The following is a 21,696-nucleotide window of genomic DNA, read 5'->3' on the forward strand; positions in this document are numbered from 1 at the left end:
CGAATGATCGATACTGACCGTCTAATCGCGGCGCAACCTCAGGGAAGCGAGGTGCACGTGGATCATGCCATCCGCCCACAGCGCCTCACCGAGTACATCGGCCAGCCGCGTGTTCGCGAGCAGTTGGATATCTTCATCAGCGCGGCTCGCCAGCGCGGTGACAGCCTCGATCATACCCTGATCTTCGGGCCGCCCGGCCTGGGCAAGACCACGCTGGCCAACATCATCGCCGCCGAGATGGACGTCGATATCAAGTCGACATCCGGTCCTGTACTCGAACGTGCCGGCGATCTCGCCGCCATGCTGACCAACCTGCAAGCCGGTGATGTGTTGTTCATCGACGAGATCCATCGTCTTCCCGCCTCAGTGGAAGAGGTGCTGTATCCGGCGATGGAGGATTATCAGCTCGATATCATGATCGGCGAGGGCCCAGCGGCGCGCTCCATCAAGCTCGATCTGCCGGCGTTCACCCTGGTGGGCGCCACCACGCGCGCAGGGTTGCTCACGTCACCGCTGCGCGACCGTTTCGGCATCGTGCAGCGCTTAGAATTCTATGCTGTCGAGGAACTCACCGAGATCGTCGTGCGCTCGGCGCATTTGCTGGGTGTCGAGGCTGACCGTGACGGTGCAGCCGAAATCGCCCGCCGCGCGCGTGGCACGCCGCGTATCGCCAATCGTCTGCTGCGACGCGTGCGTGACTTCGCCGAAGTGCGTGGCGATGGTCGCCTGAGCGAAGACATTGCCGATCAAGCCCTCAACATGCTGCATGTCGACCGTCATGGCCTCGACCACATGGACCGACGCCTGTTGATGGCGATGATCGAAAAGTTCGATGGCGGTCCGGTTGGCGTCGACAGCCTGGCGGCTGCGATCAGCGAGGAACGCGACACGATCGAAGATGTCCTAGAACCGTACCTGATTCAGCAGGGGTTCATGATGCGCACCGCCCGCGGACGTGTGGTCACCCGTCTGGCTTACGAACACTTCGGCCTGACGCCGAGCGACGCCGTCGCTTCGGTACCGTCGCTTGACGATAAGCGCCGGGAGGGCGATGCATGAGCGGCTTCACGCATTCGGTCAAGGTCTACATCGAAGACACGGATGCCGGCGGCATCGTTTATTACGTCAATTATCTCAAATATATGGAGCGGGCACGCAGCGAATGGCTAAATCATTACGGCCTGACCCAACGCGACTTGCTCGCGCAGGGTATCCAACTGGTCGTGCATCGGTTGGATTGCCGTTATGCCAAGCCCGCCCACCTCGACGACGAACTGCACATCACTGCCGACGTCGTCGAATCCACTGCCTGCCGTGCGACATTCGCCCAGACAGTGACACGTCGCGGGGAACGACTGTGCGAGGCCCGAGTAGACATCGTCTGCCTCGAGGCTGCTCGGCTTAAGCCCGTGCGTTGGCCGGATGCACTGCATCCTCTCATGCACGGATAACCCAAGCGAAACGAACTCTCAAGCGACACGAGGACTGCCGTGAACGACTCCATGTCCATTCCGCATCTGATCATGAACGCCAGCCTGATCGTTCAGTTGGTCATGCTCTTGCTCCTGGCGGCCTCCATAGCCTCCTGGATCATTATTTTTCAACGTGGCATCGCGCTGCGCCGCGCCGAAAAAGCGTATCGGGATTTCGAGGATCGCTTTTGGTCCGGCGTCGATCTCAATGAACTCTATCGTGACTTGCCCGCCGAACATGAATCGCTTGGTGCGGAGCATGTCTTCCGCTCCGGCTTTCGCGAATTCAATCGCCTGATGGCTAAAACCGGCAGCGTCGATGCCGTGCTCGAAGGCGTGCAGCGGGGCCAGCGCGTCGCGCTGTCGCGTGAGGAAGACCGCCTGCAGCTTCACCTTACCTTCCTGGCCACCGTCGCGTCGGCCAGCCCCTATATCGGCCTGTTCGGTACTGTATGGGGCATCATGGGGTCGTTCCAGAGCTTGTCGATGGCTCAGCAGGCGACGCTATCTACCGTCGCGCCCTGGATCGCGGAGGCACTGGTCGCCACGGCCATGGGGCTGTTTGCCGCCATCCCCGCCGTGATCTTTTACAATCGACTATCCGCCCATGCGGGACGCTTGCTCGGCAAATACGAAAACTTCGCCGAGGAATTCCACGCCATCCTGCACCGTAACCTGCAGGGGCGTAGCGAACGCGCAGCATCCTGAGGGAGAGAAATCATGTACGGATCCTATCATCATCGCCAACGGCGCAAGCCGATGGGCGAGATCAATGTCGTCCCGTTCATCGATGTGATGCTCGTGCTACTGGTGATCTTCATGATTACGGCGCCGATGCTCAATCAAGGGGTCAATGTCGAGTTGCCGCAGGTGTCGTCCGAGCCCATCGATACCGATGAGCAAGAGCCACTGATCGTGTCGGTGGATCGTGAAGGGCAATATTACATCTCCCTGGGAGATGAGGAGACCCCCGTTGCCCTTGATGCGCTCGGCGCAAAGGTCCAGGCCATGTTGAGCCGCAACCCCAACACCCCGGTCATGGTGCGTGGTGATCGCAATGTTGCTTATGGTCAGGTCGTCACATTGATGAGCACCTTGCAAGGCTCGGGAGTGGGTAACGTCGGACTGATCTCCGAACCCCCTTCCGGCGGTGAAGAGTGAGGTCCCGACATGGCGAAACGTGAACGCCGCGTAGGCTATGGTTGGCCAGTACTGCTGGCCATTGGCGTGCATATCGCAGCGTTGATGCTCACCGTCATCAAATGGCCTGAAAGCACTCCTGATCCAACCTCTTCATCGGTGGTTCAGGCGACGCTGGTGCGGGCGGAAACGGCAACGAATCAGCCTCAGCAGACAAAGGACGCTACTCCACCGGCGACATCACAGCCGAAAGATCAGGAAGATGCCTCGCAACCCGCGGCATCGCCGCCTCCTGAACCATCCGATCAACCAACAGCCGAGAGCGACGTTCAGATACCGGATGAGGTAGTGGAAGAAGCCAAAGCCCAAGCGCAGCGTTTGCAGGAAGAAGCCCGGCGTGCAGCTCAGCAGCGGGCCGAGGCGGAACGGCAGCGTCAGAAAGAAGCAGCCCAACGCCAAGCCCAAGCCGAGGCCGAGCGAAAGCGCCAAGCCCAAGCCGAGGCGGAGCGGAAACGCCAGGCCCAAGCCGAGGCCGAGCGGAAGCGCCAGGCCCAAGCCGAGGCCGAGCAGAAACGCCAGGCCCAAGCCGAGGCCGAGCAGAAACGCCTGGCAGCACTCGCCGAACGGGCGGCGCAGGCCAATGCTTCGTCCCTCGATGAATTGATCAGCGAGGAGCAGCAATCCATTGCCAATGCCGAACAGGCCAGCGAAGCTGCCAATGGCTTCAAGAACCTGGTGCGGCGTTACGTCGAGCAAAGCTGGAATCTGCCTTCGAACATCTCGTCGGACTTACGCGCCATCGTGCAAATTCAATTACTGCCGACAGGCGAGCTGGTAAGCGCTACGATTCTACAAAGCAGTGGCAATTCCACGTTCGATCGTTCCGCTATCAATGCCATCGAAAAAGCGTCTCCCTTCCGCGAGATGAGCAAGCTTGACGCGTCGGTCAGAGACCAGTTCCGTGAATTCAATCTGGACTTCAACCCAGAGGACATCCGCTGATGAAACGACTCAATCTTTGGGCAGCTGCATTGCTGCTGATGTTAGGCGCCAGCATGGCGCATGCCGAGCTGACCATCGAAATTACCAAGGGGAGCGATCAGGCCATTCCCATTGCCATCGTGCCCATGGCAGGAGGAGAGGCGCTACCGGAAAAGGTGTCACGGATCATTGGCAATGACCTGGAGCGAAGCGGTCGTTTCGAGCCATTGCCGCGTGAATCGCTGATTTCGACTCCCAGCAGCAGCGAGGATGTCTACTATCAGGACTGGCAACAGTTGGGTAGCGATTACCTGGTCGTGGGCAGGGTCGAGAACCAGAATGGCCAGTATCGCATCCAGTACGAGCTTCTCAACGTCAATGGCGAAGACCGCATGCTCGGCGAAGTCGTGACATCCTCGCCCGAAGAATTGCGTGACAGTGCCCACTACATCAGCAACCAGATCTTCGAGTCCATCACCGGTATCCGCGGTGCTTTCTTGACGAACATCGCCTATGTCAGAGCCAATGGCGTCGGTGACAACATCAAGTATACCTTGAATATTGCCGACGCCGATGGCCACAACAATCAGGTGATTCTGACCTCGGACGAGCCCATCTTGTCACCAGCCTGGTCGCCGGACGGCAAGAAGCTGGCCTATGTCTCATTCGAAACGGGCCGCTCCGCCATTTACGTCCAAAACATCGCCACCGGACAGCGTGTGCGCTTGACATCCTTTGAAGGTATCAATGGCGCGCCGGCTTGGTCGCCGGACGGGCGCAAGTTGGCGATGTCGCTCTCCAAGGAGGGTCAACCTGAAATCTACGTCATGGATCTCGCCTCGCGTGATATCACGCGTCTGACACACAGTGAGGCGATCGACACCGAGCCGGACTGGGCACCGAATGGGGATAGCCTGATTTTTACCTCGGACCGCAGTGGCAACCCACAGATTTACCGTTATAACCTGAGTGCTGAACAGGCCCAGCGAATCACCTTCACCGGCAGCTACAATTCTCGTGGGCGCTTCAGCCCGTACGGCGACACGATCTTCATGGTGACACGCGATGAGCAGGGCTTTCACATTGCGCGCCAGAACCTGGAGACGGACCGTATGACGATTCTCACCGAGTCCAATTGGGATGAATCACCCAGTGTCGCGCCGAATGGCACCATGGTAATCTTCGCCACGCAAGAAGGGAATCGAGGTGTACTGGGATTGGTATCGGCGGATGGTAGTGCCTCCTTCCGCTTGCCATCTCCGGAAGGTGATGTGCGCTCACCCGCATGGTCGCCTTTTCTGAACTAACAACGCATTAGCGTCATGTGACTTCCAAGCAAGGAGAGAAAAATGCAATTCAAACCATATGCCCAAGGGCTTGCCGTCGCCGTTTCACTCGCCGTTCTGGCGGGTTGCTCCACTACCGGGGGCACTCAGGATGGCAGCATGGACGGCACCTCTGGAATGGGGGCAGGGACGGGCAGTGGCGCAGCCTCCAGTCAAGGAATGGATAGCGGGCAAGGCGTTTCGGGTAGTGAAATGAGCGATCGTAATGCCATTCCCGAACAGCGCACCATCTATTTTGCGTTCGATCGCAATAACATCCGTCCCGAGTTTGAACCGATACTCGAAGCGCATGCTCAATACCTCAAGCGCCATCCCAATACCCAGGTCGTCCTGGAAGGGCATGCCGACGAACGCGGCACCCGGGAATACAACCTCGGGCTGGGCGAGCGTCGTGCGCAAGCCGTCAAGCAATATCTCAGCGTGGAAGGCGTTCCGTCCGCACAGGTCGAAATCGTCAGCTATGGTGAAGAACGCCCAGCGGTACGTGGTCACAATGAAGCGTCATACGCCAAGAATCGTCGTGTCGTCTTTGACTACTAAACGTCCCCGGAGTCAGATATGAAACACAGTCTGAAAAGACTGTGCGGCACGGGAGCCTTGGTGCTCCCGTTGTCCGTGTGGGCTCAGCCCGCGGTCGAGGACTTGACCGCTCAGTCCAATAGTCTCTATAGCCAAACCGCCGTTCAGCAAGAACCGAGCGGCGGCGGCAATCTGGCCTTGTTCAATCAGTTGCAGGACAACCAACGCGACATCAAGCGGTTGCGAGGACAGATCGAAGAGTTGCGCTATCAACTCGAGCAACAGAAGAAACTGTCGCAAGAGCGCTACCTGAATCTCGAGAAGCGCCTTGAGGCCATGGCGTCACGCCCCCCCGAGGCAAGCGTCGATAGCGACGCCGCTCAATCGGTCACTGGCGCCTCTGCTGATAATGGCAGCTCCAGTAATCAAGCAGGTATTCAAGGTCGCGATGCTTATCAAGCTGCCTTCCAAAAAGTGCAGGCACGCGATTTCGATGCCGCCATACAAGCCTTCCAAGATTTCATCACTGCGTATCCGAATTCCGATCTGCGCCCCAATGCGCACTATTGGTTAGGCGAATTGTATTCGGCACAGTCACAGTTGGATGCGGCCGCCCAAGCCTTTCAGACAGTCATCGATGACTATCCCGACAGCAATAAGGTCGCCGATGCGCTCTACAAGCTGGGATTGCTCAAGGCACGCCAAGGGCACCCCGATGAAAGCAAGAACCTTCTGAATCGCGTCCGTAACGACTATCCTGATAGCAACGCGGCTGACATGGCTCAAGATTTTCTCAATCAATCGGGCACTTGATGCGACGACAAGAGGGAGGATGACTCATGGAATGTCATATCGATTATCATCCGCCCGCGAACCTGCTTGAAGGGCGTGTCATCCTCGTCACCGGTGCGGGAGCGGGCATCGGGCGCGCCGCCGCACGGTCCTTTGCCGAACACGGTGCCACGCTGATCCTGGTCGGACGCACGCTGACCAAGCTCGAAGCGGTTTATGATGAAATCGAAACCGCCGGTGGCCCCCAACCCGCGATTTTTCCGCTCAACTTCGAAGGGGCGACACTCAAGGAATATCACGATCTGGCCGAGACGCTGGAACGTGAATTCGGCCGCCTCGATGGACTCCTTCACAACGCCGGTCTGCTCGGCGAGTTGACGCCCTTTGCGGAGTACGATCCGGAGCTCTGGGAGCGAGTAATGCACGTCAATCTCACCGGTCCCCTATGGATGACTCAGGCGTTATTGCCATTGCTCGAAAAATCACGCGACGCTTCGGTCGTGCTGACGTCCTCGAGCGTCGGACGCAAGGGGCGCGCATGCTGGGGGGCCTATTCGGTGTCGAAGTTCGCCACGGAAGGCTTCATGCAGGTGCTGGCCGATGAACTCGAGCCTTCGTCGTCGATACGCGTGAATACCCTCAACCCCGGAGCAACACGCACCGCCATGCGGCAGCGGGCGTATCCTGACGAGAACCCGGCAACGCTGCGCACGCCATTGGACATCATGCCGACTTACCTGTGGCTGATGGGCCCCGCCAGTCGTGGGCGTACGGGCCAGGCCTTCGATGCTCAGCCGCCCAGGGGAGGCGCGCCGACATCCGCGTAACCGGTTTCTCAACTCGACTGTAGCAGCGCGTCGTCTGTGCCGGGCCATAGTGCTTGCGTCAAGCTTTCCGGCGTCTCGAACCAGTGATCCACCGGCCAGCTATCGGGCGTTTCGTCGACGCCGATATAGCCATAGCGTACCGCGATGGCGGACATGCCCGCAGCGCGTGCCGCCTGCATGTCACGCAGATGGTCACCAATGTACCAGCAGTTGGCGGGGGCCACGCCAAGTCGCCGTGCCGCCTCGAGCAGCGGCGCCGGATCGGGCTTCTTGAGCGGTAGGTCATCTGCGGCAAGCAAGACGCCATGCGTCAGATTCAGTGCCTCGACCAGCGGCTCTGCATAAAGACGGGGTTTATTGGTCACGATCCCCCAGGGGCGATGTGCGTGATCCCAGGCGTTCAGCAATGGCTCAAGCCCTGGAAATACCCGGCTGTGTCGGGCCACATCGCGCCCGTAAACCTCGAGCAGGAAGCGCCTTGCCTCGCCGTGCTCCGCATGCGTGGGAGGCCAGCCTAGCGCCAGTTCGACCAAGGCGCTCCCCCCGTTGGAGACTTGTGCCCGTATGCTGTCATAGGCCAGGGGCGCGAGCCCGTGATGCGCTCGCAAGGCATTGGTGGCATGTGCCAGATCGGGAGCCGTGTCGACGAGCGTGCCATCGAGATCGAAAAGCAACGCCGCCGGTCGGGCATGACTCATAGTGTCTCTCCAGTGCCCGTCCATTCCGGCGTGCAATGCATCATGTAATTCACCGAGACATCATTGGCCACGAGGCGATAGCGCTTGGTCATGGGATTGTAGGTCAGCCCGGTCTGACGGCTCACACGCAGCCCGGCGTCACGGCACCAAGCCGACAACTCCGCCGGGCGAATGAACTTGGCGTAGGTATGCGTACCGCGAGGCAATAGCTGCAAGAGGTACTCGGCGCCGAGAATGGCGAACATGTACGCCTTGGGATTGCGATTGATGGTCGAGAAGAACACATGGCCACCGGGTTTGACCAGGGTCGCGCACGCACGCACGACCGCTGCCGGATCGGGCACATGCTCGAGCATTTCCAGGCAGGTGACGACATCGAACTCACCCGGGTGCTGGGCCGCCATTTCCTCGGCGCTGATCTGGCGGTAGTCGACCGACACGTCGCTTTCCTGCTGATGCAGGCGCGCCACGGCAAGCGGTGCTTCCCCCATATCGATGCCCGTGACCCGGGCGCCGCGATGGGCCATCGCCTCGCTAAGAAGTCCGCCGCCACATCCCACGTCGATGGCGGTCTTGCCCGCCAGGTTGGCCTGTTCATCAATGAAGTTCAGGCGCAGCGGATTGATCTGATGCAGCGGCTTGAACTCACTTTCAGGGTCCCACCAGCGGCTGGCGAGCGCTTCGAATTTGGCGATTTCGGCATGATCCACGTTGTTACCGAACGTCTCGCTCATGGGGTGTCCTCTTGGAGAGATGATCGAACCGATGCCGCGGCACGCGTCTCGACATCTGGATGTCTATATGTGACGTCGCGTCTCGGCACGTCCATGATGCGTATTCTACAAGGTTATGCCCGGATGTTGAGAGTGTTGCGCGACGCGTTCCATTGGACCCGACAGGCAAGGCGACTCGAACCTCTTTGCCTGAAGACCATCAAAGGAATGCCGAATCGGTGGCGCCGTCGTGCTTTTCACTATGGCATACTGCCGACACTCGACCCTAGAACGCTAAGGAAGGATTCCGCATGATCAAGAAGGCCGTACTCCCCGTCGCTGGACTCGGCACGCGTTGCCTACCAGCCTCCAAGGCCATTCCCAAGGAAATGATCACTATCGTCGACAAGCCGGTCATTCAGTACGTCGTCGAAGAGGCGGTGGCCGCCGGCATCAAGGAAATCGTGCTGGTCACGCACTCCAGCAAGAGCGCCATCGAGAACCACTTCGACAAGAACTTCGAGTTGGAAGCGATGCTCGAAGCCAAAGGCAAGGACGAGTTGTTGGCGGAAGTACGCAGCATCGTTCCCGAGGACGTCAGCATCATTGCCGTACGCCAACCGGTCGCCCTGGGCCTAGGGCATGCTGTGCTGTGCGCTCGGTCGGTGATCGGCGACGACCCGTTTGCCGTCCTGCTGCCGGATGTGCTGGTGGATGCCGTCGACCTGCCGCAGAACGATCTTGCCGGCATGGTCGCCGCCTACGAGCGGAGCGGTCAGGCACAAATCATGGTCGAGAACGTGCCGCCAGACATGACCCACAAGTATGGCATCGTCGCGCTCGAAGGCGAATCACCGGCGCCCGGCCATAGCGCCCCGCTGGCAGGCATGGTTGAAAAACCCAAGGTGGAGGAGGCGCCCTCCAGCCTCGCGGTGATCGGACGCTACCTGCTGCCCGCGGCGATTTTCCCGCTGCTCGCCGACACCAAGCCCGGCGCAGGCAATGAGATCCAGCTTACCGACGCCCTCGAATCCTTGCGGCAACAGCAGGGCGCCGAGGCCTATCGCATGCGCGGCAATACCTATGATTGCGGTCATCAGTTAGGCTACCTGGAAGCCACGCTGGCCCTTGCCAAGCGCCACCCCCAGTATGGCGATGGGTTTCGCTCCCTGTTGAGCCGTTACGCAAACGAGGGCTGAGACCATGCGCGTGAACGTGTATGGAAGCGAGCTATCGGCGGCCGTGGCGGCGGCAGCGCTCTCCTCGGTGGGACACCAGGTCGACTGGTGCCCGCATCCCGAGATGCCTTGGCAACGCCTGGAAAACGCCGAATGGCTGCTTCGCGAGCCGGGACTCAAGTCCCAGATCGATGCGGGATGTCGCTCGGGTCTGCTGCGCCTGGTCAGTACCCCCAAAGGAGAAGATGTCGACATTCATTGGCTGGCGCTGGCCCCTGATCAACGCGATGCCGCCGAAGCCTATGTAGCCGATATTCCTGCCGCGCAAAGCACCCCGCTGGTCATCATCAACAATTCCACGTTCCCGGTTGGCCATACCGAACGCCTCGAGGCGTTGCTCGGCCACGCCGCCCAGTCGGCCGTCGCCTTGCCCGACATGCTGGAAGAAGGCCGCGCCTGGGAGACCTTCACTCGACCGGCACGATGGTTGCTCGGCAGCGAAGATAGCCAGGCCACCGCGCAGGTACGCGAGCTGCTGCGCGCCTTCAATCGCCGCCGGGATGTGTTCCAGCTCATGCCGCGACGTGCCGCGGAACTCACCAAGTTGGCGATCATCGGCATGTTGGCGACACGCATCAGTTACATGAACGAGTTGGCGGGATTGGCCGATTCGCTGGATGTCGATGTCGAACATGTACGCCTGGGGATGGGGGCCGATAGCCGCATCGGTTTCGAATATCTGTACCCTGGTTGTGGATTTGGCGGGCCCAGCTTTTCGCGCGACCTCATGCGGCTGGCCGATGTCCAGCATGCCTCCGGTCGTGAGTCACTCCTGCTCGAGCATGTCCTCGACATCAATGAGCAGAAAAAAGAGACGCTGTTCCGAAAATTCTGGCATCACTTCCATGGCCAGCTTTTCGAGCGCCGCGTGGCAATCTGGGGAGCGGCGTTCAAACCCGGTACGACCCGTATCGATCAGGCCCCCGTGCTGACCTTGCTCGATGCATTGCTGGCGCAAGGTGTCCATGTCAGCATTCACGACCCCGAGGCGTTGCCGGCGCTGCGTGAGCTCTACGAACAACATCCTCGTGTTCGCTTCTGCGACGATGATTTCTATGCCGCGTGCGAGGGGGCCGATGCCCTGATGCTGGTGACCGAATGGAAATGCTACTGGAACCCCAATTGGCGTCGCTTGAGCGAGCTGATGGCCACGCCGCTGATTCTTGATGGGCGCAATATCTTCGATCCCGATTATGTCGCGGCGCGCGGTTTGATCTATCGCGGCATCGGCCGGCGGGCGGATCCCACGCATACCTGAGCGACGCACGCCCCGTCATGGCGGGGCGTGCTTGCAAAGCGTCACGATCACCGTTTAGCTTGCGGCCCGCGCTCAGTCATCGAAGTTCTGAGCAATGAAGTCCCAGTTGATGACGTTCCACACGGCATCCAGATAGCGCTGGCGAGCATTGCGATAGTCGATGTAGTAGGCGTGCTCCCAGACATCGATGGCCAATAGCGGGGTCTGGCCATGCGCGATAGGGCAGTCGGCATCGTCGGTGTTGCTGATGGCCACGCCACCCTCGGCGGTCTTGATCAGCCAGGTCCAGCCAGAGCCGAAATTACCCACGGCTTTGGCATTGAACGCTTCCTTGAACCGCTCGAAGGAACCGAACGCTGCCTTGATCGCATCACCCAACGCGCCCTTGGGCTCGCCGCCCCCTTGGGGGGAAAGGCAATGCCAATAGAATGTATGGTTCCATACCTGGGCCGCCTGATTGAATATGACGCCGGAACTCGATTGAATGATCTCTTCGAGTGACGTGTTTTCGTGACAGCTGCCTTGGGTGAGTTCGTTGAGCTTGTCGATGTAGGCTCGGTGATGCTTGCCGTAATGATACGCCAGGGTTTCGGCGGAGATATGCGGTTCGAGCGCATTTTTTTCATACGGAAGGGCAGGCAGTTCAAATGCCATGGTGTTCTCCTTGTAGCGTGGGAAACCTTACAATACCGAGTACCTGCGTCCTCAACGGCGCCCGATATCCTAGCACCGGCCCCGGTAAGCGCCAATTTCGCCACGCTCGTGTGATGCGCCTTGGGTTTTGACAAATAACGTAGTGAGACGAGAGCCGAGCATGTCTGAACGATCCGAAGGAACACGCCAGGAACCGCGTATCGTGCCCGAACGCGATACCGATCCCATCGACGAGGGACGCCTCGACGATCGTCCACGCCGTCGCAGTAGCGGCACGCGTCGCCGCCGTTCGCGTGTTTGGCCGCTATGGTGTTTGACGCTACTTCTCATCATTGCCCTGGCCGGCGTCATCAGGATTTATTGGCAGGACCGCCAGGCCTGGCAGGCCCGACTTTCCAATCTCGAAGCACGTCAGAGCACATTCATGGACCGTCTCGAGGCCACCGGTAGCTCCTTGGATGCTTCCGGTGATAGCTTGCGTTCCGAACTGGACCGATTGAGGTCTGAACTTGACGCTTCTCGCGCCGTGATCGGCAACCTGGAAAACAAGGTGAACACACTGGAGGAGGGCGCGGGCACGCGCGATGCCTTGGCGTCGCTGCGTGACACCCAAGACATGCAGCAAACGCTCATCGGCGCCTTGCAAGCCTCGCTCAAGGCCCTGGAAAGTACCAGTGAGGATTCGCGCGCTACCTTATCATCACGCCTGGAATCGCTTTCAACACGCCAGCAAGAATACGCTGCGCGGCTATCCAAGCAGCGTGAAACGCTTGACGCGCTGCAACAGAATCTCGACGATCTGAGCGCGCGTCTCGCCTCGCTATCCGGCAATCATGACACAGTGGCGAGCGAGATCGCTGACGTAAAGCGTAGCCTCAGGGAACTTCGTCAAGGACAAGTGGCTCTCAATGCCAGTGTTGAAGCGCTTTCTTCTCAATAATCCCGCCACGCGATCTCACGACAAGGATTGAGTCAGTGAAAAGCAGCCGAGTGCAAATCCCGAGGTTCATTGCCCCGTCGCGACTAGACGTTGCCGATCTGCATCACCGGAAAGGTTGATGTCGATGCGTCCCTCCATGATACGACGCTTCCTGTGTGGGGCGACACTGAGCCTCGTCGCGTCCGGTGCCCATGCGCTGGATGCAACGGTGAAAGGGCTGGAAGGGCCTGCCGCCGAGAATGTCGTTACCTTCCTGCGTCCGGTCGATAGCCAAGGGATCAGCAGGGAACGATTGGATAGCGAGGTGCGCCATCGCACTCAACGTGCGTTGCGTGCCTTCGGCTATTATTCACCCCAGATTGATACGGCATATCCCGATGGCACCTTCGCTGCCGGCGTCGTGGTCACCATCGACCCCGGTCCCCTGACGCATATCATTGAACTCGACGTGGGCATCGATGGCGATGCCGCTGATGATCCTGCCTTCGAGCGCGCACGCGACCACATGCCGCTCGAGGAAGGCGACGCATTACGCCATGCTCGTTATGAAAGCACCAAGAGTCGTTTCTCCACGCTGGCACTGGAACGCGGCTATTTCGATGCCAACTTTACGCAACAGCGCATGGAAGTGCGTCCCTGGGAAGCCAGTGCCCGTATTTTCCTGAGGATGAACAGCGGGCCACGTTATCATTTTGGCGCGATTCATTTCTCGGGAAGTCAGATCGAAGAAGCACGTCTACGCCAAATGCTGCCGTTTGCAGAAGGTGATCCCTATCTGGCCGGGCAACTCGCCGAATACAACCAGCGTCTGGGCGAAACCGGCTGGTTTCGCGGCATCGCCGTACGACCGACCATCGACAGCGAAGGACGCGGCGCGAACACTGGGCAATGGTGGCAAGAAGCCACCGGGCGCGCGCCCGCGCTGATCAGTGGACCAGGCGTTGCCGCTGCACGACAGGTCCATGGCCAGCAGCGCACCGCCGTGCCGGTCGATGTCGACCTGATTCCCGCCGACCGTCACCAGTTCGAAACAGGCATTGGCTATGCCACCGACGTGGGGCCCCGCGTTCAATTCAGTTGGCAGATGCCGTGGCTCAACGACCGTGGCCACAGCCTGACCAACGCCTTGTATCTCTCGGGCCCCGAGCAACGCTTCAACGGTGAGTATCTGATCCCGTTGGAAGATCCGCTGCGCGATAGTTACCGCCTCAGCTATGGTCTGCGCAAACTCGACAACGAGGATACGCAGAGTCTGGAGAGTTCGGTCGAGTTGGCAAGACGCTGGGAGTTCGACAACGACTGGGCGCAAGAAGTCTATCTGCGTACCACATACGAGGATTTCACCCAGGCGGACCAGAACGATCAAGTCCTGCTGCTTTACCCGGGCATCAGTTGGAGCCGTACTCGCACACGGCAGCCTAGCTTCCCCATGTGGGGCGATCGGCAGCGATTGACGCTAGAGATCTCCGATCCCAGCTGGGGGTCGGATGCACGCTTCGTGCGCTCGACGTTCGACTCGCAATGGATTCGCTCGCTGGGCCAGGATAACCGTTTCATCGGGCGCCTGAGCGGTGGCGCCATGGCCACCGACACCTTCGATAAGGTTCCACCGTCACTGCGCTTTTTCGCCGGGGGCGACCAAAGCGTGCGCGGTTACGGCTATGAGAGCCTGTCGCCGGAAAATCAAGACGGCGAGTTGCTGGGTGGTCAACATATGCTGACCGCCAGCGCCGAATATCAACGACGGGTCACCGGCAACTGGTGGGGGGCGACCTTCATCGATACCGGCAATGCCTTCAATGAATGGTGGCCCCAGGAACTCAAGACCGGTGCCGGCATCGGCGTACGGTGGATTTCCCCCGTGGGTCCCGTGCGTTTCGATATCGCCCATCCGTTCGACAATCAGGAGGACGCGTGGCGTCTGCACTTCTCCATCGGGCCGGAATTCTGATCCGCGCACTGATTTATGTACCACTGTGGCTATTGGGGCTGGTGATGATGTTGCTCGGGGTGGCGTTGTCGCCCTGGGGAACTGAGTGGCTGGCGGATCAAGGCCAGGCACGCGGCTGGTATGAGGTCGACGAGGTCACTGGAGCACCGCTGGACACCTTGACATTGCGTGGCCTGCATCTCGATATTGGCACGCTCACCCTCGATATCGACCGGCTGCATCTGAGCTGGGCCGACGACTGCTTGCTCGACGGCAAGCTCTGCCTGCAGGGACTGCAAGTCAAGGGGGCACACATTGCCCTGGCTTCCAGTGACGTCAGTGAGTCCCAAGCGGACGCCTCATCCGGCAGCGGAGGAATGCCCGCGCTCTGGTTTCCGTTTCCCATCGAAATACGCGCCCTCGCGCTCGAGGATGTACGCGTCGATCTAGGCGATGGCACGCAACTGCAATGGAAGAAGTTCACCACTGGCGCGCGTATTGCCGGCAATGAGCTCACCTTGCTCCCGACGCACCTGGCGGGGGCGGCGTTATCTCTGCCGATGAGTGAAGGACAACGTCTGACCCAGGAGATGGCCTCGCCCGCCATCCCGGCAGGTACGATCGATGCGGCCTCACAAGCCTCAAGGAGTAGGCCTGGTGCCTCTGCAGAAGGGCTGGCGAACGATGGCTCCGCGGTGACCGGTGAGACGCCTGCGTCCCCTACAGAGACACCCGGTGCCAACAACCGCCTGACATTGCCCGAGATCGATGTGCCACTCGATATTCGTGCACCCAGTGTGGTGGTGACGGATTTCGAACTTCAAGGCGCGACGCCGTATCACATCCAGCGCGCTTCGTTAGCATTGTCTGCTCACGACAGTCAGGTCGCCATCCACCGGCTACATGTGCGTAGCGATGACGGTGAGGCGGAGCTGGCCTTGAAGGCCACGCTGAGTGGCGATTATCCGCTCCGCGGCAGCCTGCAAACACATATCGCGCGCACGCCGTTGGCCGGTCAGCGGTTATCGTTGACGCTGGCGGGTTCCTTGGCCGACCTGGCGCTCGAACTCGACGCCAGCGGTCCGGTTACTGCAGACCTGGAGGCGACGCTCGACGCGCTAGCCCCCGAGCGGCCATTTTCCCTCTCGCTCACCGCACGCGATATCGTCTGGCCCTTGTCCGGGATGGGCGAGCTGTCTTCATTGGCAAGTTTCAAGCCGGGCGTACTGGCAGCGTCGCAACGTTTGACGCGCCCGCCCGCCATGTATCGCCTCGATACGTTGGATCTCGACGCCGAGGGCTCACTGGATAGCTATCGCGTCGCCCTTGACCTCGCCGTCAGGGGCCAGGGACTACCTGCCAGCCATCTGACACTCGAGGGACACGGCGACAGGACGCGATTTGCCTGGTCACCACTGACATTGAACGCCGAAGGAGGCACGCTCACCGGACGCGGGCACGTGGATTGGTCGTCGGCGCTGGCGGTGGAGAGCGATCTTCAGCTCGACAAACTGCCTGTCGGCGCGTTCACCGATGTCGTCGACGGAACGCTCAACGGCAAGGCACGCATCGGCTTCAACATGACCCCCCAGGGATGGCAGCTGCGTATCCCTCAATTGGCTATCGACGGCACTCTGCAGGACAGGGCCTTGCGCTTGAATGCCAAGCTCCAGGGCAACAGCCAGATGCAGTGGATGATCGATCAGCTAGACCTGCGCCAGGGCGATAACCGCATCACCGCCGAGGGCCAAATCGGAAAACGCCTGTCCTTGCAGGCGCGTATCGAGGCACCGCAACTCGCCACTCTATGGCCCGGTCTCGGTGGCGCCTTGCAGGGCGAACTCGATGCCCAGGGCGCTCTCGCATCGCCACGTATCGATCTCACGCTGAGCGGCGATGCCTTGCACTATCGGACACAGCAACTCCAGTCGCTGTCACTCACGGCCCATAGCGAAGGACTCGAAGATCCACGCGTGGACGCCCAAGTGAGTCTCGCTGGACTCGAGGCTGGCGGACAACGTGTCGATACCCTGGCTGCCACGCTCGAAGGGCGCTTATCTCAGCACATGCTGGATATCCAAGCCGAGCTGGGAGCCGGGATGCCAGTGTCTCGCGCGGCCCTCACTCTCGAGGGTGGGTACCAGCGGACGACGCAACACTACCAAGGCGTGTTGGCCCCGCTTGAGCTGGCCACCGAGTACGGTGACTTTTCCCTCGATGATCGCTTGAGCATTAACGCCGATCTGGCCGCCAGCCAAGTGATATTATCGCCGTTTTGCCTGGTCCGCGAGCAAGGCGGTCGAGTATGCCTCACCGAGCGTGCACGCCTTTCCGCCGCGAAGGGTGAGATCGCCCTGGCATTGCGTGACATGCCCATGGCGTTGTTCGCCGACCGGTTGCCCCCGGGGTGGCGTCTGGGGGGAGACACCCAAGGTGATGCTGTGCTGAGATGGCGTCATGCGGGTCAGTTCTGGAGCGCCAAAGGACAACTCAACAGCCAGTTGACGGTCACCGGCGAGGATGCCAACGGCAACCCATGGCATCTTCCCGATAGCCGCCTGTCACTACGTTTCGATGCCACGCCGACGCGTGCCGATATGCAACTCACACTCGATCAAGGAGATGCGGGCCAGCTGGACCTCACCCTGGGGATCGATGAGCCGCTTGGCGAAGGCGCTCTGGAAGGGCGTCTACGAGTCGACGATATCGCCTTTTCGCCCTACCGTCCGCTCGTCGAGGGACTTACCGAACTACATGGCGTTCTCAATGGCGATGTGACGCTGGGCGGCACCATACGCACCCCTGACGTGCAAGGTCGGTTGGTCGTCGATGAGGTCTCCATCCGCGGTGCGGCGACGCCGGTGGCGATAACCGATGCCCGCTTGGCGCTCGATCTCACAGGGCAGGGCGGACGGGTCGACGGGTTTGTGGCCGGTGAACAAGGGCGGCTGAATCTGGGCGGTGAGGTAGACTGGCAAGACCCCACGGCATGGCGTGCCCATCTGGAAATCGAGGGACAGACGGATCCTCTCCGAGTGGACTTGCCACAGTTCGGACGCCTGCGCGTTGCGCCGGATCTCAGCCTCGACGCCAGCCCGGATCTCCTGCGCGTACGTGGCGACGTGAGGATACCCTGGGGACGTCTGGAAGTGGGCCAGATTCCGCCGTCCGCCGTCGCGCCCAGTAGCGACGAGGTCATCATCACCCGCGAAGAGGATGCTGCCCGGCAACAAGCCGAGGCATCGGGCAAACAGGGAGAGGCAACCGCCCAGGCGCTCTCCGAGGCCGGCATGGCACTGGATGTCAGAATCACGCTCGACCTGGGACCGGACATTACCTTGGAGGCGTATGGCCTGGAAACACAACTGGAAGGCGAACTCGAAGTCCGTCAGGAAAGCGGACCGGTACAGCTGTTCGGCAATGTGCGACTCATCGATGGATCCTACACTGCATTTGGACAGGATTTGCTGATTCGTCAGGGGCAAATCCTGTTCAGCGGGCCGGCATCGCAGCCACGCCTGCAGTTCGAGGCGATTCGCAATCCCGATACCATCGAGGATGATGTCACGGCGGGATTGCGCGTCACCGGGCCCGCGCAGAATCCTCAGTTGAGCATCTTTTCGGAACCCGCGATGCCGGAAAGCCGAGCGCTTTCCTATCTGCTTAGAGGTAGGGCGCCTGGAGAAGGCGGCGGCGATGGCGCGCTGACCTCGGCGCTGATCGGACTCTCGCTGTCGCAGAGCGGCCGTGCCGTGGGCCAGCTTGGCCAGGCATTTGGGGTCGACGATTTAAGCCTCGACACCGCGGGCGCAGGCGAGGATAGTCAGGTCGTGGTCAGCGGCTATGTCTTCGATGACTTGAAAGTTAGCTATGGTGTTGGCATTTTCTCACCCATCGCCGAGTTGACACTTCGCTACCGCCTGATTCAAAACCTGTATTTGGAGGCTGTATCCGGCGCGGCTCAGGCGCTCGACGTGATCTATACCTTCAGCCTCGGGCGCAGCAGCGCTTCACCTTGAGGCCACTGCCGCAGGGACACGCGGCATTGCGACCGATATCGAGGCGATGCCACTGGGCATCGCCGTCGACATAGAGCCATTGGCCAGCCTGGGGCGAAAACCGAAAGCGACTGGTTTCGGTAAGACGCTGAAAGCCATGGGTATCGATGAAGTCGGCGCTGAACGTCACCGTGCCGTTTTCGCCTCGTTGTGTGCTGTCATGGACCGTCAGCTTCAGCCAGCGAGCTCCGCTCGTGGCCAATGCCTCGCGCGGCGGGCATGTCACGGGATCCCAGGTAGCGATCAATACACCGTATGCCTCGCGCGCGAAAGCACTGTAGCGTGCTCGCATCAGCGCTTCGGGTGTCTTGGCGCGGCGCGGATCCCCATGGATCGGCGCACAGCATTTTTCGAAACGCTCTGGCTGCCCACAAGGGCAGGTATCAAGCGCTTTTTTATTCATCGTCATGCGAGATTGTTCCTATGTTGTCACAAGAATCGCTGGAGCTACCCACGCCGGCAACGGCCCTCGAAGGACGTGATACGCCTATACGTATCAGCGGCTTGCATTATGTCAACGGTCGCTCGATGTTGCCGCCCTTTCCGGAAGGGCACGAGGAGATCGTGCTGGGGCTGGGATGTTTCTGGGGTGCCGAGCGTTTGTTCTGGGAGATGCCCGGGGTCTATGTAACGGCGGTGGGTTATGCCGGTGGCCATACGCCCCATCCCACTTACGAGGAAACCTGCACCGGGCGTACCGGACACGCCGAAGTGGTCCACGTCGTGTTCGACCCCATCGAAATCGGGTTGCCTGAATTGCTGCGCGCCTTCTGGGAGGCACACGATCCGACCCAAGGCATGCGCCAGGGCAACGATATCGGCAGCCAATATCGGAGCGTCATCTACACCACCGATGAGCTACAGCGTCCGCTGGTCGACAAGAGCTTGCAGGAATACGACCAAGCCCTGCGCCAGCAGGAACTAGGACATGTCACCACGGAAGTGGCACCGCTCGAGGCTTTTTATTATGCCGAAGAGTACCACCAGCAGTACCTTGCCAAGAACCCGGCAGGGTACTGCGGCCTCAAGGGGACAGGCGTGGCCTGCCCGGTGACGTAAAGCGCCAGACCCGCGTGCCTACGCCATCAACCATTGGGCCCCGCCGCCAGCGAGCGATGGGGCGCCAAATGTTCGGCCCAGCCTTCCAGCTGCAAGGCGACGCGCCGCGCCAACCAGGAGTTCAGTCGCCCGTGGCGTGACTCGATAAAGCCGACATGACCGCCTTGTCGGGCAATTTCCAGATGAACGGCATCGGCCGGCGGCGGTAGCCGAGAGAACAAGTCGGCCGGCATGAAAGGGTCGTCCTCGGCATGCAGAATCAGGGTCGGCAGTTCGATATCGCCGAGCAGACGGCCGGCGGACGCGCGACAATAGTAGTCGCTGGCCGATTGAAAGCCGTGCAGTGGCGCCGTCACGGCGTTGTCGTATGCCCAGAACGTTTCCAGGCCCGCCAGCTGGCGCACATTGAGTGCAATCGGCAAAGGGCCGGCTGCCAGTTTGGTGGCGATTTTGCGCTTGAGAGCGTCGAGCAGATAGCGTTGATAGACGCGCGCAAACCCCCGATTGAGCGCATCGGCGCTGGCCGCCAGGTCGAGAGGCGCGCTGATAGCGATGGCCCCGGCCAGATCGAGCCCGTCACCGCCTTGTTCGGCCACCAGCTTGAGAAGCATGTTACCGCCCAGCGACACGCCTGCCGCCACCTTGATGGCATGCGGATACCGCCGTGCCAACTGCCCGATGACCCAGTAGGCATCCGCCGTATCGCCCGAGTGATAGGCTCGAGCAAGCCGATTGGGCGCCTGCCCACAGCCGCGAAAATGCATCAGCACCGCCCGCCACCCCAATGCGCTGGCTGCACGCATCAACTCGCGTGCATAAGGAGAGTCGACCGACCCTTCCAAGCCATGAAACAGCACGAATACCGGCGCATCGGCCCGTGCGGGCGCCGGCTGAGACCAGGCCAGCTCGACGAAGTCGCCATCGGGCAGATTGAGGATTTCCGTTTCACGCGCTAGCGGAGGCAAGCGGCGAAAACGGGGTAACAGGGTTTGCACATGGCGATTACCCAATCCCCGTGGCGCGCGGAAATCGGCAGGAAAAAGCGTGCGTGACATTAGTGTAGCTCTTGCGAATCTGTCTTTAGCTTAACGCGTTGCGCTTGCTCGGCAAGTGCCATCAAACGATGCCGTGTGCTGCCTCGAGACGTTGCCATACGTCGGGCAAACCGGGATGGCGTGAATCCTTGCGCGCATACAGACGCAGGTCGAAGGGCACATCCCATTGCTCATCGCCGGCGCGTACCAGCTCGCCGTTGGCCATGGGCGTGATCACGCTACGCCAGGGCAGCCACCCAAGACCATAACCTTGGACGACCAGCTCACGAATATTGGTGGCCTGTATGCTTTCGTTGAGTGAGGTGAGGTAGGTGGGAGCGGGCATACGGCCAAGGTGCGCTTCGAGCGCCGCCGCCATCAAGCCTCGCGGATGAAAGGCGATCAACGGTTGGGGCTGGCGGCGCGTTCCCGGCAACGAGAAACGCGGACGCCCCTGGGCATCGGGCGCGCTCACTGGCACCAGCCGCTCTTCCCCCAAGGTCAGAAAGGTCAGCTCATTCATCTCGAGATCGAGTGCGATCCGCCCACGCGGCCAATACAACAAGGCCAGATCGCATTCACCTCGCTCCAACCCATGCAGATAATCGCCGATCAACCAGCTCGTGGCCCGCAAGTAGGGCGCTACCAGTGGCGTCAGGGCATGCTGGTCGAGCCAGCCGGGCAAGAAGTTCGAGACCAGGCTCTGCGGCGCAGCCAACAGGATGCGCCTGGCCTCATCGGCGGCGATCGATTGCAAGCGATCACGTGTCAAACGCACACGCTCGGTGATCTGTTCGCAGAGCGCCAGAAACTCCTCTCCGGCAGGCGTCAAGCTCAACGGCAGTGTTTGACGGTTGATCAACGTGGTCCCCATTTCTTCCTCGAGCAGCTTGATGCGCCGCGAGAAGGTGGGTTGCGTCACGTTCTGGGCATCGGCGGCCCGGGAAAAATGGCGTTCCCTGGCCAGCACGATAAAGTCTTCGAGCCAGCGAATTTCCATCCTCAGACGCCATCCATCATCATTGACGCCGCCCGCA

21 protein-coding genes are annotated in these 21,696 nt (G+C 60.5%); 15 read left to right on the forward strand and 6 right to left on the reverse strand.

From position 1 onward, the window contains the following. Positions 1-3: 3 nt before the first annotated feature. From ruvB to C8E00_RS06645, 9 genes are read left to right on the forward strand one after another with little or no spacing between them, the layout of a single operon-like run. Complete coding sequence (ruvB, locus tag C8E00_RS06605; protein WP_133696034.1) at positions 4-1,059, forward strand: Holliday junction branch migration DNA helicase RuvB; 1,056 nt, start codon at positions 4-6, stop codon at positions 1,057-1,059. Then, positions 1,056-1,451, forward strand: coding sequence for a tol-pal system-associated acyl-CoA thioesterase (gene ybgC, locus C8E00_RS06610; protein ID WP_133696036.1), 396 nt, complete (start codon positions 1,056-1,058; stop codon positions 1,449-1,451). The genes ruvB and ybgC overlap by 4 nt, the downstream gene beginning before the upstream one ends. A gap of 51 nt (positions 1,452-1,502) precedes the next feature. Continuing rightward, positions 1,503-2,180 carry a protein TolQ gene (gene tolQ / locus C8E00_RS06615; RefSeq protein WP_208291904.1) on the forward strand — a complete coding sequence of 226 codons (678 nt, stop codon included), beginning with the start codon at positions 1,503-1,505 and terminating at the stop codon, positions 2,178-2,180. A 12-nt stretch (positions 2,181-2,192) separates the two neighbouring features. Beyond that, complete coding sequence (tolR, locus tag C8E00_RS06620; protein WP_133696040.1) at positions 2,193-2,633, forward strand: protein TolR; 441 nt, start codon at positions 2,193-2,195, stop codon at positions 2,631-2,633. Between the two features lie 9 nt (positions 2,634-2,642). Further along, the gene (gene tolA, locus C8E00_RS06625; RefSeq protein ID WP_133696043.1) at positions 2,643-3,614 is read left to right on the forward strand and encodes a cell envelope integrity protein TolA; all 972 of its coding nucleotides are present in this window, start codon (positions 2,643-2,645) and stop codon (positions 3,612-3,614) included. Beyond that, positions 3,614-4,900, forward strand: a complete 1,287-nt coding sequence (gene tolB, locus C8E00_RS06630) for a Tol-Pal system beta propeller repeat protein TolB (RefSeq protein ID WP_133696045.1) — start codon at positions 3,614-3,616, stop codon at positions 4,898-4,900. The genes tolA and tolB overlap by 1 nt, the downstream gene beginning before the upstream one ends. A 42-nt stretch (positions 4,901-4,942) precedes the next feature. Continuing rightward, entirely contained in the window at positions 4,943-5,479 is a 537-nt protein-coding gene (gene pal / locus C8E00_RS06635; protein WP_133696048.1) for a peptidoglycan-associated lipoprotein Pal, read from the forward strand. Between the two features lie 18 nt (positions 5,480-5,497). After that, positions 5,498-6,271 (forward strand): tol-pal system protein YbgF, encoded by a 774-nt coding sequence (ybgF, locus tag C8E00_RS06640; protein WP_133696050.1) that lies wholly within the window; start codon positions 5,498-5,500, stop codon positions 6,269-6,271. A 26-nt stretch (positions 6,272-6,297) separates the two neighbouring features. Further along, on the forward strand, positions 6,298-7,077 hold the full coding sequence (locus C8E00_RS06645; RefSeq protein WP_133696053.1) for a YciK family oxidoreductase: 780 nt from the start codon (positions 6,298-6,300) through the stop codon (positions 7,075-7,077). 8 nt (positions 7,078-7,085) lie between these two features. Here C8E00_RS06645 and C8E00_RS06650 read toward each other — a convergent pair whose 3' ends face one another. Both C8E00_RS06650 and ubiG read right to left on the reverse strand, forming a co-directional pair. Continuing rightward, the gene (locus tag C8E00_RS06650) at positions 7,086-7,775 is read right to left on the reverse strand and encodes an HAD-IA family hydrolase (RefSeq protein ID WP_133696055.1); all 690 of its coding nucleotides are present in this window, start codon (positions 7,773-7,775) and stop codon (positions 7,086-7,088) included. After that, positions 7,772-8,509, reverse strand: a complete 738-nt coding sequence (gene ubiG / locus C8E00_RS06655; RefSeq protein WP_133696058.1) for a bifunctional 2-polyprenyl-6-hydroxyphenol methylase/3-demethylubiquinol 3-O-methyltransferase UbiG — start codon at positions 8,507-8,509, stop codon at positions 7,772-7,774. Before ubiG ends, C8E00_RS06650 begins: the two co-directional genes overlap by 4 nt. Positions 8,510-8,799: 290 nt before the next feature. On the opposite strand from ubiG, the gene galU reads away from it, so the two are divergent. Together galU and C8E00_RS06665 are read left to right on the forward strand one after the other, a co-directional pair. Next, complete coding sequence (gene galU / locus C8E00_RS06660) at positions 8,800-9,687, forward strand: UTP--glucose-1-phosphate uridylyltransferase GalU (protein ID WP_133696060.1); 888 nt, start codon at positions 8,800-8,802, stop codon at positions 9,685-9,687. A gap of 4 nt (positions 9,688-9,691) precedes the next feature. Then, the gene (locus C8E00_RS06665) at positions 9,692-10,984 is read left to right on the forward strand and encodes a nucleotide sugar dehydrogenase (RefSeq protein WP_133696062.1); all 1,293 of its coding nucleotides are present in this window, start codon (positions 9,692-9,694) and stop codon (positions 10,982-10,984) included. 72 nt (positions 10,985-11,056) lie between these two features. On the opposite strand, the gene C8E00_RS06670 is transcribed toward C8E00_RS06665, so the two are convergent. Continuing rightward, positions 11,057-11,638, reverse strand: a complete 582-nt coding sequence (locus tag C8E00_RS06670) for a superoxide dismutase (RefSeq protein WP_133696064.1) — start codon at positions 11,636-11,638, stop codon at positions 11,057-11,059. A gap of 160 nt (positions 11,639-11,798) precedes the next feature. Here C8E00_RS06670 and C8E00_RS06675 point away from each other — a divergent pair, with 160 nt between their 5' ends. From C8E00_RS06675 to tamB, 3 genes are all read left to right on the forward strand, one after another. Then, positions 11,799-12,578, forward strand: coding sequence for a hypothetical protein (locus C8E00_RS06675; protein ID WP_133696066.1), 780 nt, complete (start codon positions 11,799-11,801; stop codon positions 12,576-12,578). Positions 12,579-12,714: 136 nt separating this feature from the next. Then, positions 12,715-14,529, forward strand: a complete 1,815-nt coding sequence (gene tamA / locus C8E00_RS06680) for an autotransporter assembly complex protein TamA (protein WP_243833130.1) — start codon at positions 12,715-12,717, stop codon at positions 14,527-14,529. Further along, complete coding sequence (gene tamB, locus C8E00_RS06685) at positions 14,493-18,527, forward strand: autotransporter assembly complex protein TamB (protein WP_243833131.1); 4,035 nt, start codon at positions 14,493-14,495, stop codon at positions 18,525-18,527. The genes tamA and tamB overlap by 37 nt, the downstream gene beginning before the upstream one ends. Here tamB and C8E00_RS06690 read toward each other — a convergent pair. Beyond that, positions 18,496-18,975 (reverse strand): YchJ family protein, encoded by a 480-nt coding sequence (locus C8E00_RS06690; protein ID WP_133696069.1) that lies wholly within the window; start codon positions 18,973-18,975, stop codon positions 18,496-18,498. The two genes, tamB and C8E00_RS06690, sit on opposite strands and share 32 nt — an antisense overlap. Positions 18,976-18,989: 14 nt before the next feature. Here C8E00_RS06690 and msrA point away from each other — a divergent pair, with 14 nt between their 5' ends. Continuing rightward, positions 18,990-19,625 (forward strand): peptide-methionine (S)-S-oxide reductase MsrA, encoded by a 636-nt coding sequence (msrA, locus tag C8E00_RS06695; protein WP_133696070.1) that lies wholly within the window; start codon positions 18,990-18,992, stop codon positions 19,623-19,625. A gap of 26 nt (positions 19,626-19,651) precedes the next feature. Here msrA and C8E00_RS06700 read toward each other — a convergent pair whose 3' ends face one another. Next, complete coding sequence (locus tag C8E00_RS06700) at positions 19,652-20,680, reverse strand: hydrolase (RefSeq protein WP_133696071.1); 1,029 nt, start codon at positions 20,678-20,680, stop codon at positions 19,652-19,654. 61 nt (positions 20,681-20,741) lie between these two features. Next, positions 20,742-21,659: a LysR family transcriptional regulator gene (locus C8E00_RS06705; RefSeq protein ID WP_133696072.1), complete on the reverse strand. Its 918-nt coding sequence runs from the start codon at positions 21,657-21,659 to the stop codon at positions 20,742-20,744. Between the last annotated feature and the right edge of the window lie 37 nt (positions 21,660-21,696).

This window comes from Chromohalobacter marismortui, from assembly GCF_004364315.1.
GTDB lineage: Bacteria > Pseudomonadota > Gammaproteobacteria > Pseudomonadales > Halomonadaceae > Chromohalobacter > Chromohalobacter marismortui.